14 protein-coding genes are annotated in these 14,330 nt (G+C 51.2%); 2 read left to right on the forward strand and 12 right to left on the reverse strand.

Features of this window, described 5'->3' with window-relative positions:
* Positions 1–175: 175 nt before the first annotated feature.
* The 4 genes from EBA_RS10130 to cysT all read right to left on the reverse strand — a co-directional run bounded on the left by EBA_RS10130 (position 176) and on the right by cysT (position 4,024).
* Positions 176–1,078, reverse strand: a complete 903-nt coding sequence (locus EBA_RS10130) for a LysR substrate-binding domain-containing protein (RefSeq protein WP_192374613.1) — start codon at positions 1,076–1,078, stop codon at positions 176–178.
* A gap of 106 nt (positions 1,079–1,184) precedes the next feature.
* Positions 1,185–2,228 carry a sulfate/molybdate ABC transporter ATP-binding protein gene (locus EBA_RS10135; protein ID WP_192374614.1) on the reverse strand — a complete coding sequence of 348 codons (1,044 nt, stop codon included), beginning with the start codon at positions 2,226–2,228 and terminating at the stop codon, positions 1,185–1,187.
* Between the two features lie 96 nt (positions 2,229–2,324).
* Positions 2,325–3,188, reverse strand: a complete 864-nt coding sequence (gene cysW, locus EBA_RS10140; protein WP_192374615.1) for a sulfate ABC transporter permease subunit CysW — start codon at positions 3,186–3,188, stop codon at positions 2,325–2,327.
* 8 nt (positions 3,189–3,196) lie between these two features.
* Positions 3,197–4,024, reverse strand: coding sequence for a sulfate ABC transporter permease subunit CysT (cysT, locus tag EBA_RS10145; RefSeq protein WP_192374616.1), 828 nt, complete (start codon positions 4,022–4,024; stop codon positions 3,197–3,199).
* A 306-nt stretch (positions 4,025–4,330) separates the two neighbouring features.
* On the opposite strand from cysT, the gene EBA_RS10150 reads away from it, so the two are divergent.
* Complete coding sequence (locus EBA_RS10150; RefSeq protein WP_192374617.1) at positions 4,331–4,516, forward strand: YezD family protein; 186 nt, start codon at positions 4,331–4,333, stop codon at positions 4,514–4,516.
* 138 nt (positions 4,517–4,654) lie between these two features.
* Positions 4,655–6,142 carry an alginate export family protein gene (locus EBA_RS10155; protein ID WP_192374618.1) on the forward strand — a complete coding sequence of 496 codons (1,488 nt, stop codon included), beginning with the start codon at positions 4,655–4,657 and terminating at the stop codon, positions 6,140–6,142.
* Between the two features lie 150 nt (positions 6,143–6,292).
* Here the strand turns inward: EBA_RS10155 and EBA_RS10160 are convergent, their stop codons facing one another.
* The 8 genes from EBA_RS10160 to EBA_RS10195 all read right to left on the reverse strand — a co-directional run bounded on the left by EBA_RS10160 (position 6,293) and on the right by EBA_RS10195 (position 14,160).
* Positions 6,293–7,141 (reverse strand): EAL domain-containing protein, encoded by an 849-nt coding sequence (locus EBA_RS10160; protein ID WP_192374619.1) that lies wholly within the window; start codon positions 7,139–7,141, stop codon positions 6,293–6,295.
* Between the two features lie 298 nt (positions 7,142–7,439).
* On the reverse strand, positions 7,440–7,901 hold the full coding sequence (locus EBA_RS10165) for a c-type cytochrome (RefSeq protein WP_192374620.1): 462 nt from the start codon (positions 7,899–7,901) through the stop codon (positions 7,440–7,442).
* Positions 7,902–7,939: 38 nt separating this feature from the next.
* Positions 7,940–8,650, reverse strand: coding sequence for a cytochrome b/b6 domain-containing protein (locus tag EBA_RS10170; protein ID WP_192374621.1), 711 nt, complete (start codon positions 8,648–8,650; stop codon positions 7,940–7,942).
* Between the two features lie 18 nt (positions 8,651–8,668).
* Positions 8,669–9,562 (reverse strand): dienelactone hydrolase family protein, encoded by an 894-nt coding sequence (locus tag EBA_RS10175; protein ID WP_192374622.1) that lies wholly within the window; start codon positions 9,560–9,562, stop codon positions 8,669–8,671.
* A 169-nt stretch (positions 9,563–9,731) separates the two neighbouring features.
* Positions 9,732–10,142 (reverse strand): ExbD/TolR family protein, encoded by a 411-nt coding sequence (locus EBA_RS10180; protein WP_192374623.1) that lies wholly within the window; start codon positions 10,140–10,142, stop codon positions 9,732–9,734.
* Positions 10,142–10,918: a MotA/TolQ/ExbB proton channel family protein gene (locus EBA_RS10185; protein ID WP_192374624.1), complete on the reverse strand. Its 777-nt coding sequence runs from the start codon at positions 10,916–10,918 to the stop codon at positions 10,142–10,144. The genes EBA_RS10180 and EBA_RS10185 overlap by 1 nt, the downstream gene beginning before the upstream one ends.
* 19 nt (positions 10,919–10,937) lie before the next feature.
* Positions 10,938–11,747 carry an energy transducer TonB gene (locus tag EBA_RS10190; protein WP_192374625.1) on the reverse strand — a complete coding sequence of 270 codons (810 nt, stop codon included), beginning with the start codon at positions 11,745–11,747 and terminating at the stop codon, positions 10,938–10,940.
* Between the two features lie 1,093 nt (positions 11,748–12,840).
* Complete coding sequence (locus EBA_RS10195) at positions 12,841–14,160, reverse strand: TolC family outer membrane protein (protein WP_192374626.1); 1,320 nt, start codon at positions 14,158–14,160, stop codon at positions 12,841–12,843.
* Positions 14,161–14,330: the final 170 nt, after the last annotated feature.

Consider the following 14,330-nt stretch of genomic DNA (forward strand, 5'->3'; position numbering starts at 1 on the left):
TGCTTATTTGAGATATATAAATCTAAAAATATGATTTACCTCGTTGCTCAGCGCGTATTGCGGTTGTATGGGTATCTATAAGTCTTTGTTTTTGTGGGGAAGGCCGCATAATTAAGCTTCTTGCGTTCGCTCTTATGATAAATATAGAAATTGAAACGCAAATTCCTGCTTGATTTTAATATGCTTGTTCTTTGGCGGCTTTGGAAAGCAGCTCGTTAATGAAATATTGCAAATACGTCGGTAGATATAATTGCTTCAAATAGGCGATCTTCGTTACCGAGCGCGGAATCAGGTGCGACAAATCCCTGGCGACCAGATCGTTGTCGTTGCGCGATTCATAAGAGGTGCCGGCGATAATCCCCACTCCCAAGCCCAGCCTGACATAGGTCTTGATAATGTCGGAATCAGCGGCGGACAAGGTAATATCCAGTTCTTTACCGGCGCTCTTAAAAGCTTTTTCGATAGTCGAGCGGCCGGTATAGCCTTGCGAGTAAGTCAAAATCGGAAACGCGGCCAGCCGACCCAGCGTCACATCGCCTTGCGCCAAGGGATGATGACGCGGCACCACCGCAATGTGTTGCCATTCGTAGCAGGATTTGACGACTAATTTCTCGTCTTCGTCCAGTTTTTCGGTACAGATGGCGATGTCGGCTCGATGCTGATGGAGTTGCTCTATTAATTCCTGTGGCGAGGATTGCACCATGTAAATGGTGATGCCCGGATATTTCTCCCGGAATTTTTGCACAGGTCCCGGGAGCAAATATTTGGCTTGAGTATGGGTAGTGGCGATGTGTAAGGCGCCGTTGCGATTTTCACGAAAATCGTCGGCTATGGACAGGATGTTTTTTTTGGCTTGATTGATTCTATCCACCTGTTCCATAACCTGCTCGCCAAGCGGCGTCAAGCCCAGCAACTTTTTGCCGTGTCGTTCGTACAGCGGCGAGCCCAATTCCTCCTCCAGCATCTGCAACTGCCGGCTGGCGGCAGACTGCACCACATGCATAATTTCCGCTGCTTTGGATTGGTTGAACTGGGTGTCTTTGAGGACGCGCAATAATTCAAGCTGATTGAGATTCATACCGAGCTTTCCGTGGGGTGATGTGAGCGATCAATGCAAGGCACGCGAAGCGTGCTTACTGCTGCTTGGCTATACTGCCGATAGCCAGAACTTGTCGGGTTTTCTGTCAATTGAACCAGTGAGCCTGCTTGATATGCACCGCCACCCGGTCACCCTTGGTTAAATTCAGTTCTCTGAAGCGTTCGTTGGGCATTTCCGCATACAGCGTCGCACCGGAGCCGTTGTGCTGCGGGTTGAACAGCTCCACCCGAATGGTTGCCCCCAGATGTTGCCAGTCTTTCAAAGTCACCGGTGAGCCGGAAGCGTCTTCGGCTTTAACGATGTCGATATGATGCGGGCGGACGTGCGCGAAGATGCCTTGCGGTTTTTCCGCCAGAATACCGGCACGTTGCAGCCAGTTACTTTCGGTTTCCGAGAGGTCGAAGATATTGGTTTGGCCGATGAATTTGGAAACAAAGGCATTGGCCGGATGATCGTAAATATCGGCCGGCGCGCCTTGTTGTTCGATACGGCCTTGATTCAATACCACCACCTGGCTGGCTACTTCCATCGCCTCTTCCTGATCGTGGGTCACAAAAATACTGGTGACATGCAATTCCTGATGCAAATTTCGTAGCCATTGCCGCAGATCTTTACGCACACTGGCGTCCAACGCGCCGAACGGTTCGTCCAGTAACAATACGCTGGGTTCCACCGCCAGGGCTCTAGCTAAAGCTATCCGCTGCCGCTGTCCGCCCGACAATTGATCCGGGAAGCGGTCGGCCAGCCAATCCAGTTGCACCAACTCCAGCAAGGAGTGCACTTTTTTGCTGATAAAGGCTTCGGTAGGCCGTTCTTTGCGCGGCTTGACCCGCAACCCGAAAGCGATGTTGTCAAACACCGTCATATGCCGGAACAAGGCGTAGTGTTGAAACACAAAACCGATGCCGCGCCGGCTGACATGTTGTTCAGTCTTGTCTTCGCCGCTGAGCAGCACCCGGCCGAAATCCGGGGTTTCCAGGCCTGCGATGATGCGCAGCAAGGTGGTTTTGCCGCAGCCGGATGGGCCCAATAAGGCCACCAGCTCGCCTTCCGGAATTTCCAAGTTGACGTCGTACAAGGCGGCAAATTTGCCGAAATTTTTGCTGATATTGTTAAGCAGAATACTCATGTTTTTGTCTCATAAAGGCTGTGAATCGGACGCGAGAACGCCTAGTCTTTTCGTCTTTTCGTCTTTTCGTCTTTTCGTCTTTTCGTCTTTTCGTCTTTAGGTCCTGGCCTGTTTCCATTCCAAAAAGCTTTTTAAAACCAACGTGACGATGGCCAGGCAGGCTAATATCGAGGCGCTGGAAAATGCGCCGATCACGTCGTAGTCGTTGTAACTGACCTCGACATGCAAGGGCAGGGTGTTGGTCACGCCGCGAATATGGCCGGACACCACCGATACCGCGCCGAATTCGCCCATTGCTCTGGCGTTGCATAGCAATACGCCGTACAGCAAAGCCCATTTGATATTGGGCAAAGTGACTTTGAAGAAGGTCTGCCAGCCGCTGGCACCCAGCGACAGCGCCGCTTCTTCTTCCTCGTTGCCCATTTCCTGCATTAGCGGAATCAGTTCGCGTGCGACAAAGGGGAAGGTGATAAAGATGGTTGCCAGCACGATGCCGGGCACCGCGAATATCACTTTAATATCATGTGCGGAAAACCAATGTCCGAACCAGCCTTGAGCGCCAAACATCAGCACAAAAATCAGTCCCGAAATAACCGGCGATACCGAGAAGGGCAGATCGATCAAGGTGGTCAATAAGCTTTTGCCCCAAAACTCGAAGCGGGTGATGGCCCAAGCCGCGGCGATGCCAAATACGGTATTCAGCGGTACAGTGATAAGTGCCACCAGCAAGGTCAGCTGCATCGCGGCGATGGCATCCGGTTGTGCCAGCGCCGTCCAATAGGCTTGCCAACCTTTGGAGAACGCCTGATACAACACCAAACCCAGCGGGACACAGAGAAACAACACAATAAAACCTACCGCGACGCCGACCAGGCCCCAGCGCACCCAAAACGGATCGTGCAGTGCTTTGAAGTGTGCTTGGCCGGTGGCGTCGCTAATCACATGAACATTGGCGTGCATGATGCCTCCTAAATTTGCCCGGAGCGGCGGCGCGCCCAGAGTTGTAATAAGTTAACGAACAACAGCAACAGGAAAGACACCAGCAGCATCGTCAATGCAATCGCCGTCGCGCCGGCATATTGGTACTGTTCCAGTTTGGTGATGATCAGTAACGGGACGATTTCCGAGACATAAGGCAGATTGCCGGCGATAAAGATCACCGAACCGTACTCGCCAACCCCACGGGCAAACGCCAGCGACACGCCGGTCAACAGCGCCGGGAAAATGTTGGGAAAGATCACCTGGGCAAACACTTGCAAGCGGGTGGCGCCCAGACTGGAGGCCGCTTCTTCCATGGTGGTGTCGAATTCTTGCAACACCGGCTCGATGGTCCGCACCACAAACGGAATGCCGATAAAAATCAACGCCACCACAATACCCAAGGGCTTATAGGCCACCTGTATGCCAAAGGAGGTCATCAACCATTTACCCAGCATGCCGCTGGGCTGAAAGATGGTTGCCAAGATCACGCCGGCCACTGCCGTCGGTAAAGCAAACGGCAGGTCGATTAAGGCATCCAGAAAACGCTTGCCGGGAAAGGGATAACGCACCAACACCCAAGCAATCACAAAACCAAATAGGCCGGCCACCAAGGCGGCGATCAACGACGTACCGAAACTGACTCGAAACGACGACAACACCCTATTATTGGTAATGATGTCCACATACTCGCCCCAGCCCAATTGCAAACTCTTAAATACCAGGGTGCTCAAGGGGATCAGTACTACCAGTGCCAGGTAGAACAAGGTGAAGGCCAATGCCGGTCGAAAGCCCGGCATGATGTTGCTTTGGGTCATGGCGTTTCTCTGGAAACAGTCAGTAGGTGCTGACAGGATAGAGAATCCTGAATGCCAACGGAAATGATATAAATTGAATTAATAATCTTATATTTAGATAATCAATGGTTGAGTTTCGGCTGTTACGGTCAGGATGGGAGGGTAAATATTCGCAATCTTATATATCCAATTAACAGATATACATTTCTGTTTATATCGTTTTCAATCGCTTTGTGGTTTTCTTACCATTTGTCCAACGATCATGGGTAATTAACCGTGAGATATATGCAGAACAGCACGATAACCCACCATACTCCAGGAGGCTATATGGCGATTGAACTTAACAGCCATGCGTTAAAGCAAGGCGACAACAAAGAAATTGCACTGCAAATTGCCGCGATTTTGCAGGATATCCGCTTCGGCTCGGTCGAAGTCGTGATTCACGACGGCCGGATTGTCCAAATCGATAAACGCGAGCGGTTTCGACTCGGTCAGCAAAAAGCGTCCGCGTAACAATCAGCACGATTTAGCTGACGGATACGCCGCTTAGACCGGTTAACCGTCAGTCAAACGCGACCAATGGAAGGGCGTGTGAATCCAAGACTTGTTTTTAGACAAGAAACCAAAACCCTAAAACCCCAAAATAACAATATGAAACGTCACTCATTGAATAAGTTGTCGACATCGGGCGCCCTGGGCCTGTTGTTGGTGTGGTCAGGCTCGGTAGCCGCCGAGGATTATTACGCAAAAACCAAAGGCTACCGAGTCGAGCCGGAGCCCGATCCACCCAGCTATGTGCGCAATTTGAGCAAAACCCAGTTCGAGCAATTTCGTGACGTGAAATGGCTGGATGTTGGTCTGGATTTTCGGAGCCGATACGAATACCGCGAGAACGACTATCGGCCTACCGGCAGTCGCTTCAAAAACGACCCGGACAATATCTGGTTGCTGAGAACCCGCGCTTATATCGGTATTCATGACATCCTGGACCCGTTTCGCTTTGTGGTAGAGGCGCAGGACTCGCGTAGCTATAACAGTTTGTATCCGAAAACCAATTCGGAAGTGAACGAATTTGACCTGATTCAGGGTTACGGCGAACTGTATTTCGATAATGCCTTGGGCCATAACCGCCCTCTGAGTATTCGAGCGGGCCGACAAAGTTTGGAGTTATTGGACCGACGCTTGATTGGTAACAACCAGTTCCGTAACACCACCAATAACTTCGAAGGCTATCGGGTCCGCTTCGGTAAAAAGCAAAACAACTGGGATTTGGATACCTTTGCCTTGCAGCCGGTGGATCGGATTATGAACGAATTCGACCAGCCCGACGAAGACACCTGGGTTTATGGTGCGGTGTTGAGCATTAAGCAATGGTCGGATTTCATCACTATCCAGCCCTATTTTTTGGGCCGTAAAGTGGATGGTGATCCGTTGAATCGCGTAGTCGCCAACCGTAAAGCCGACATGGACATCTATGCGCCTGGTTTGCGGGTGTACGGCGTGATACCTGATACCGGTTTCGACTACGATACCGACATCAATAAACAGTTTGGCCGTTCAGGCAAGCTTGACGCAACGAAACAAAGTGGGGAGGTCTTGCAGCAGCATGATGCCATTGCCTACTCTTTGGAGTTGGGTTACACCTTTGATCATGACTGGAAACCCAGAGCCAGCGCTTATTACGGTTACGGCTCCGGCGACAAGAGTACCCGGGATAACAGCAATCAGCGTTTCGATACGTTTTACGGTTTTAACCAACCTTGGTCGCGCAACGACTATTTCTCCTGGGACAACATTCACGCACCCAAGGTGCGGATGGAGTTTACCCCCTATAAAAACGTACAGATCGACACCGGTTACAACGCCTATTGGATGGCTAGTGATGGCGGCGGCTGGAATCGTGCCGGTTTAACCGGGGTGAATGGCAAAACCTTCCTGGGTCACGAGTTCGACATTCGTCTGCGGCACAAGTTGAATCCTTATGTGGATTGGAGCTTGAGCTACGCCCGTTTCACGCCAGGCGACTACACCACCTCCCAAGCCACGCCTACCGGGCCCTTCACTACCGAGCCCAGCAACTTCTTCTTCTTTGAAGTATCGCTGAATGCCTTTGGTGACGGCAAGCCAAGCTATAAGTAAGTAAATGCCCGAGGCCGCTAGCGCTAACCGCAAAGGGGTGAACGGATTCACCCCAAACAGCCGATACCGGTTGCGAATGGATGGCTGGTGTCGGAGTTAGTCAATCTAAGCCCGCTATATCGCGGGCTTTTTTGTGCCGGTTGCTTTGAGTTAGCCGTTGGCTGCGGTTAATTCGACGCTTTGTTCGAAATAATCGCCTTGTACCAGGTTGAAGCCGGTGTTGCGGGCCAACGCCGCGGTTCGTTTATCGTCGATGTTCAGCATAAAGCTTTGGCTGTCGATGGATTTTGCCAAACTACTTAAATGTTGGAGTTTTTCCGGTAGTTTGTTGTCGCGGATATGCTCTAACTCCATGGCTGTTATGCCGACAAAATTGGGAGCGGCGCGAGTGATTAGCTCGAAGGCTGGTTTGTCTAGCGTTTGATAATCAAACTTCAAGGCCAATTGGTAGCCGCGCCGTTGATAGTTTTGCAGACCTCTCAACAACAATTGATAAAAACCGGCATAGGCGTTGTTTACCGTCAATGTAATGGCGACGTTGGCGGTTTGCAGGCCGCAGGCTACTATCACCTCTTCAAAATAGGCGCCATGGTCTTCTTTGACACCGAGAATATGCCGCGGGTCGACTTCCAGAAACAATAATTCCTCAAGATGCGCTTGCGGCAGATAGTTCAGCATATGCACGGCTCGCGACATCCGATCAAAGTTGATGATGGATTCGACATTGGCTTGTTTGGCTTGAGGCAAGGCCAGGTATTGTTCCAGTTCGCTGCTTTGAATGGACTGTTTGTTGATAGCGGATACGCTCAGTTGCGCGATGTGGCCGATAACATTTGCTGTTCGCAAAGTCTGGCGCAGCGGCGACAATCTGCTGCCGATGCAGATGGGGCCGAATACGCCGTGCACCGCGTCCTTGTCGAGCACAAACGGTCGTAAGCCGTTATTGTGTTCCTGCTCCAGTCTATCGTTAAAATATTCGACTAATTGTTGTAAAGGCATGAGTATCTGTCCAGTAAGTCCCTAATAACTGTTGGTTTGCTAATAAACGCAGAGGGTAGCGAAACTAACTCATTAAATAAAACGATAATAATTGAAGTTTATATGTCTGGATTAGAAGTTAAGCCCTAAAGCCAGCTTAGGAAAGTGGTGAAGCCCTATTCGAAAATTACCGAACCGGTGTGCGTACGCGTCGTTCAGGAGGAAGCTTGTCCGAATCGTTTCGGACAAGCTTCGCTAAGTTGAGTTGCTAGAAACGCCTTAAAGCATCAAGGATTTTTGGCTTTACTAAGCGCTTGAATTATTCGCGCACCCGAATCAAATCGTGGCAGCTTTTGCAAGACGCACCGACTTTGCCGAACTGAGCTTTAACCTCTGCCGCATCGCCATTGGCTGCCACTTTTTGCAATTCGTTGGCTTCCTTGATGAATGTGGCTTCAATTTCTTTCACTTCATCCTGTTTTTCGAAGAATTCGGGCTTCAGACGCGTTGCTTTCCAGCCGGTGCCTTTATCGGTGCCTGGCCCGTACAGGCTGAGTAGGCCGGAATTGGCAACAGCAGCCACGGCATTTGCGGCAGCGATCACTTGATCCTTGTTAAAGGTTTCCGGATGGTCGGCAGCCTGGGCTTTGATTTTTGCGGTATTCCAGCCCAAAAACGAGTAGGCGGATTGGCGGAAGCGGATCTGGTCTTCCACTTCGCCGGCCATGGCCGTCGTCGTGGCAGCGCCCAGCGCCAGCGCGATTATCAGTTTCAATTTCATGGGGTTAGCTCCTTGTGGTGTTGTAGAAAAACTAAGGTTTAGGTTTTAGGATTGGCCGTAGCCGTTTGGAAACTGGCCAACGGCGCCAGATAATTCACAAAACCGCCGCTCCAAACGCTCCAGACCACCGTCGCCGCGATCAACAAGGTGATCACGAAACGGAACGGACCGACCGGCTTGATCGGGGAGGGCGCCAGGGATTTGGGCAATTGTTTTTTGCCGGTCAGCATCGCACCGACCAGATTGGTTTTTTGCAGGCGTTGGTACAGGACAATCGCGCTGACATGCACCGCTACCAAACCCAGCAGGATATTCACCGCATAAATATGCCAGCCGCTGAGTTTGTCGCTGAGCTCTTTATCGATGACATGAAACAGCGGGCCTTCAAAAGCAATATCGTCGTTGGCGAACAAGCCGGTGACGGCCAGAAAACTCAATGCAGCCAGCAAGGCGATAATTGCTATCGCACCGGCCGGGTTGTGGCCGACGCCTTGCCATTCGCCTTTGACGTAGTCCACCAGCCGAGAAAAGGTCGGAAAGAAACTGGCGAAGCGCGCATGTGTGGTGCCGATAAAACCCCAGATCAATCTGAATACCAGCAAACCCAGAATCAAACTGCCGAAGCGGGCATGCCAGTCGGTCAGATTGCCGCCCAGTTTGCCGGTGGCGTAAGCGCCGACCACGGCTATGACCAACAACCAATGAAACAGGCGTAATGGCCAATCCCAAATATGCACTTCCACTTTCATTGAAATCCTCCCGATGATTTAACTGTCGCGTAGATAAGCGTTGAAAAAACTGATGGTTCTGTCCCAGGCCAGCTTGGCGGTGGCGGCGTCATAGCGTGGGGTGGTGTCGTTATTAAAGCCGTGTTGCACGCCCGGGTAGGTGTGGGCTTCGTAATTGACGCCGGCTTTTTGCAAGGCCGCTTCATAGGCCGGCCAGCCGGCATTGATGCGGTCGTCGACGCCGGCGTAATGGATCAGTAATGGTGCTTTGATTTTTGCAGCTTGATCGGCGGCCGGTTGGGCACCGTAGAACGGTACACCAGCGCCCAGATCCGGTAGCCGTGTAGCCAGGAAGTTGACAATGCCGCCGCCGTAGCAAAAGCCTACCGCGCCGAGCTTGCCGTTACCTTGCGGCAATTTTTTAATGAATTGCGCCGCCGCCAAAAAGTCGGCCTGGGTTTTCTCTTTATCCAGTTTTTGGAACAATTCGCGAGCCTTGTCTTCGTCGCCCGGATAACCGCCCAAGGTAAACAACGCGTCCGGTGCGAACGCGATGAAATTATCCAGTGCCAGGCGCCGGGCGATGTCTTGGATATGCGGATTCAAGCCCCGGTTTTCGTGGATAACCAGCACCACGGGCAGTTTGCCGGCGGCTTTGGCCGGTTGTGCCAAGTAACCGCGAATCTTGCCGTTACCATGCGGGGATGGGTATTCCACATAGGTGGCTTTGATACGTGGATCGTCGTCGGCGACTTGCTTGGCTTCGGCGAAATGCGGGTTAAGCGCTTCCAGCAAGGCTTCGGCGGTCAGGCCGAGTAGGGCGTATTTGGGTACCGACGATAAAAAGTCCCGACGGGAAATGTCGCCGTGTACATATTTATCAAAAGCTTGTAAGGCTTCCGGATGAAAATCTTGAGCGGTTTTGCGCGCCATCTTGGCTGTCTCCTGAAAAAGTAAGTTCATAAACGCAAACAAAACCCGGACGCGGAATCTCCGCATCCTTGGTTTTGCCGCATTGTGTTATTCCGCTTGAGCTTGTACCGCAGTGTCTGGCGCCACGGTGGCCTAGCCGGGTAACTCGGTTACCCGGCTAGGCCGAGGTTTATTGCGGAACCGTCAGAACCGACAGCTTGGTCACGCCGGCCCGTTCGATGGATGACATCACTTTGGCAACGATGCCGTATTGCACCGCGTCGTCCGCGTTCAAATTCAGCGCGAACTCGGGATTGGTAGCCAAACGGTTTTTCAACTCGCCTTCGATAATTTCCAACGGAAATTCTTGTTTATCGATGTAAATTTTGCCCTGCGCATCCACACTCAAATAAGACGCCTGTTTGTCATCCGGTGGCGCGGTTTCCGCGGTTTTCGGTAAGTTGACGTGTACCGCCTGAGTTAATAAAGGCGCCGTGACGATAAACACCACCAGCAGCACCAACATCACATCCACCAAGGGGGTGACGTTAATTTCGCCCATTACGTCATCGCCGCCGTCTTCTTTAGTATTGAATGCCATTACGCGTGCGCCTCTTTCGCGATCAATTCTTCATGGTTGTCTCTGATGTTGGGCTTTTTACCGCCACTGACCTCGGTCAAACGTGCGGAAGCTGCCGCCGAGGCCGGTTTGCTGCCGGCGCGTTCGATGATGAACGAGCTTTTCAGGGCCAAGTGCACAAAGTCGATGGCAAAATCATCCAAAAAGGCCCAAACCACTTTATTGCGACGGATATAAAAGTTGTAACCCACTACCGCCGGCACCGCGACCGCGATACCCACAGCAGTGGCGATCAACGCTTCACCGATAGGACCCGCAACCACTTCCAGGCTGGCCGAGCCGGTTTTGCTGATATTGGTCAAGGCACCCATGATGCCCCACACAGTACCGAATAAGCCGACGAATGGGGAAATACTGCCGATGGTGGCCAGCACCGCCAGACCGCTTTCCAGTGAGCCGCGCTCTTTTTGCATTTGCTGACGCAGGCGTCTGTCCAGCAGCTCCTGTCTGTCCCAGATGTGTTCCAGGTCGTGAGTAGAGGCGCCGCCGGCGGTTTCGATTAATGTCGAAAAACCGATGCCGGCGACTCGGGCGGCCGGACCGTCCTGATTTTCCAGATGGGCTGCGGCCTGGATATTCGGAGCGCTCCAAAATTCCTTGTTGTAACGGCGGTTGTGATACGAAATACGCAGGTGTTGCACGCCTTTGATGAGTATTAAGCCCCAGGTCACTACCGAAGCGGCGATTAAGGTGTTCAGGGTGCCATCGACGATGACGTTGGTTGCGATATCAGACATTTTTGATCCTCAAAAATAATTACAATTTAAAAGTGAATGGAACCGTGGTGTAGCGGGCAATCGCCGTATCGCCGCGTTTGGCCGGCACGAAAGACCACTTGAGAACGGCTTTGACGGCAGCATCGTCCAGGACTTTCTGGCCGCTGGATTTGCTGACGGTCACACTATCGGTGGAGCCGTCGGGCAGCACATGAACTTTCATCACCACTTTGCCTTCCCAGCCGCGTTCTTGAGCAATTTCCGGATATTCGGGCAGCGGGTTGTGCAGGTAGGCCGCATCGGCTACCGGCTCGGTGATTTTTTCTTCAACCACCGGAGCGGGAGGTGCGGGCGGAGCCGGTGGGGCGTTGTCTACCACCGGCCCTTCAACAGGCGCCGGCGTCGGCGCTTCCTCAACGACTTTGGGCACGGGTTGAATTTTTGGCGGCTTTAGCGGTACGACCTTGGGTTTGGGCGGTTGTGGTTTAACTTGTGGCGGCGGTGGCGGCACCGGTTTCGGCTGCGGCCGAGTTAGCGTGATTTGGATTTTGGTCTCCGGTTTAATCGGTTCGGCAATTTCCTGCTCCAGCGCCGCGCCGCTAAAATGATTGACGACCGTGTTGTGGATAAAAATTGTCAGTACGCCGATTAATAGAAAATCGACCCATTTGTGATCGCGCGTTTCGGTGACGTACTTAAAATCCCCCAAGGCCACCGCAACGCGCGAATGCGTCAAACCTTCGGTCAACTGAGCAACAGACGGTTTTAACGAAACAAGGTCTGCCGCTTCCCAATCTGCGGGAGCTCCTGCCGGTGCCAGTTTATTGAACGTCGCTAAAGGACTACTCATGCCAATGTTCCCCATTTCTTAAATATAAAGGCCATATTCTCTGTTGTGTCGCGTAAAGTGGGCGACTGTCTAATTCGGTAAGTAGGCTTTGTTCGGTGCTATTGATTTCTAATAAAGCACGAGCTATACCAGATTGGCGGAAGACGCCGCAATGTCGGGCATTGAGGGCAGGGAAGAGTGCTAAGTGGTTTATTTATATATTGTTTTTCAGGGAAAAAGTCGGGCACTGCGCTCGCGGATAGCCAGGGACTTCAGCTGGGATTAAATGCCGCATTGCTTGCTGAGCACCAATTTCCCTGGTCTTATGTTTAGGAGGTGTTCGTAGGGCAACAGTTGTTGAGTAGTCGAGTTACCGTGCCCGCAGACGTCAACTAACGCTGAGTGCGGGAGAGGCCTAAATAAGCCGGGGAGAGCAAAAATCGGATTGATGGGAGCGAGTGTCGGTACTTGGTTCGAGCTTGCTAGCGTCGATTTGTCGGCCAAGGTCTTGTCCTTATTGCAAGTAGTTTGAGCTATTTGCACGCTAAGGTGTGAAACACTAGCTTGGTCGATAACTGAAAATATTTTTGTATTGCACAAAATGTGGTTGGACAAGCAACAGGGAAATCGGGTGTGCTGTGCAAAACAGGGTTGAGATTGTTGATTTACCGCAATCGACCCTTTGCCGTAAATCGATCCGTCTGATGCAATGGCCGCAATTTGAACTTTACCGGCCACTATTACCTGTTGTCGATGATATACAGAAAAGAAAATATATTTTGATTAAAAACTTATTGTATAGGAGAAGATTTACCGGTAGGTATACTGTTAACCATCTAATTCCTTGTTAAGTCCACGGAAACATGAACGAAACAAAATCACCCAGAATTCCGACCTGTATTTATGGCGCAAAAAATAAGAGTAAGAGGAATGAGCCTTCGTTATGTCTCAGAAACGGAAACTCACAACACCCTTAGCCCTCTTTCGGCTGGACATTTACCGCTGATGGCCGAAACCTGCATGATAACAATGTGGCTTTGCCAATAGCACCCCGCATTGGGGAGCGGCAAAACCGGCAATGTTAACGAGCGGCGTCGAGCATTCCACGGGTGGGCTAGTTCTTACCTAGCGTTCCCTGTAAATATTGATTGATCTGCTCCAGGTCTTGTTCATTCAGGCTGCCGGCAGCTTCTTTGAGTTTGATGCCGTTGATCAAATAGTCGTAGCGGCTTCTGGCGTAATCGCTCTTGGCTTTATATAAATTACGCTGCTCGGTGAGCACGTCGACCATGGTGCGGGTGCCCACTTCAAAACCGGCTTCGGCGGCTTCCACAGCCATTTCCGCCGATTTGCTGGTGGCATCTAATGCTTTGACTCTGCTGATGCTGGAAACCACTCCGCGAAATGCGTCTTTTACGCCGCGATTGATGCTGCGTTTTACTTTAGTCAAATCTTCCTTGGCAGCTTCATACTCGTAGGCAGCTTGGCGGCTGCGGGAAGAGGTGCCGCCGCCTTCATACAAAGGCAGGTTGAGTTGCAATCCGAAACTTTCATTATCGCCGCGCAATCCGTAGCGGTTACCGGTGTCCATTTCGCTATATTGGGCGACGATGTCGAGAGTGGGCAGATGTTTGGATTGTTGTAATTCGATGTTTTTGCGGACGTATTCGGCTTGATTAATTTGCGCGACGATAGAGAAATTATTGTTCTCCGCCGTATTCGACCAGGAAGCCAAATCCTCGGGTGCGGGTGGGCTGAGCGGGATTTGCGCCTGTAAACTGTTCAGTTCGGCGGCATTCTCGCCGATGATTTCCCGCAAGGCTTCCTTGCTGTTATCCAAAAGGTTTTGTGCTTCGATCTCGCTGGCCAGAGCCCTATCATAGCCGGCTTGGGCTTCATAAACATCGGTAATCGCTATGATACCGACGTCGAAACGCTGTTTGGCCTGTTCCAATTGTTTTTCGATGGATTTTTTTTCCGAGTTGGCGAATTCCAGATTGTCTTGCGCGGCCAGTATATTGAAATACGCTTCGGCGGTTCTGCGGATCAAACTTTGTTGTTTGGCCTGGAATTGCGCTTCTGCTTGAGCAATTTTGTTATCGGCCTGATCGAGCTGTACCCAATGATCCCAATGGAACACCGGTTGTTTCAAATTCATACCAAATTTGCTGTCCCAGTAATGCTGCAAGGTGGTTCCCAAAAAGCTGGTACTTTCCAGACGATTGCGGCTGCTGTTGGCGCTAAAGGAAAGATTCGGCAACATCTGCGCGATGCTTTGCGACTTGGTCTCGGCGATGGCTAGTTTATTGATGTCCGAACTTTTAAACTCCGGATCATTTGCTTTCGCCAGCTGATAGGTTTCCAGCAAGTCCTGACTAAAAGCCAGTTTTACCGGTATCAATGCTACCAAAAAGGTGCATAACAGTCTTATCATTGCTATATCTCGTGCTGAGAGTTGGAAATAAACTTACATTATCGCCTAAATTAAACACCTTACAGTGCTTATTTGATTTTGCCATAAGGTTTGGCACACATCATCCGTTCGTCAAAGTAAAACCTTAACCAATAGAGACATTATGAGTCAGAAAATTACTAAAGCTGTTT

Origin of the sequence: Methylomonas albis, assembly GCF_014850955.1 — a bacterium.
GTDB lineage: Bacteria > Pseudomonadota > Gammaproteobacteria > Methylococcales > Methylomonadaceae > Methylomonas > Methylomonas albis.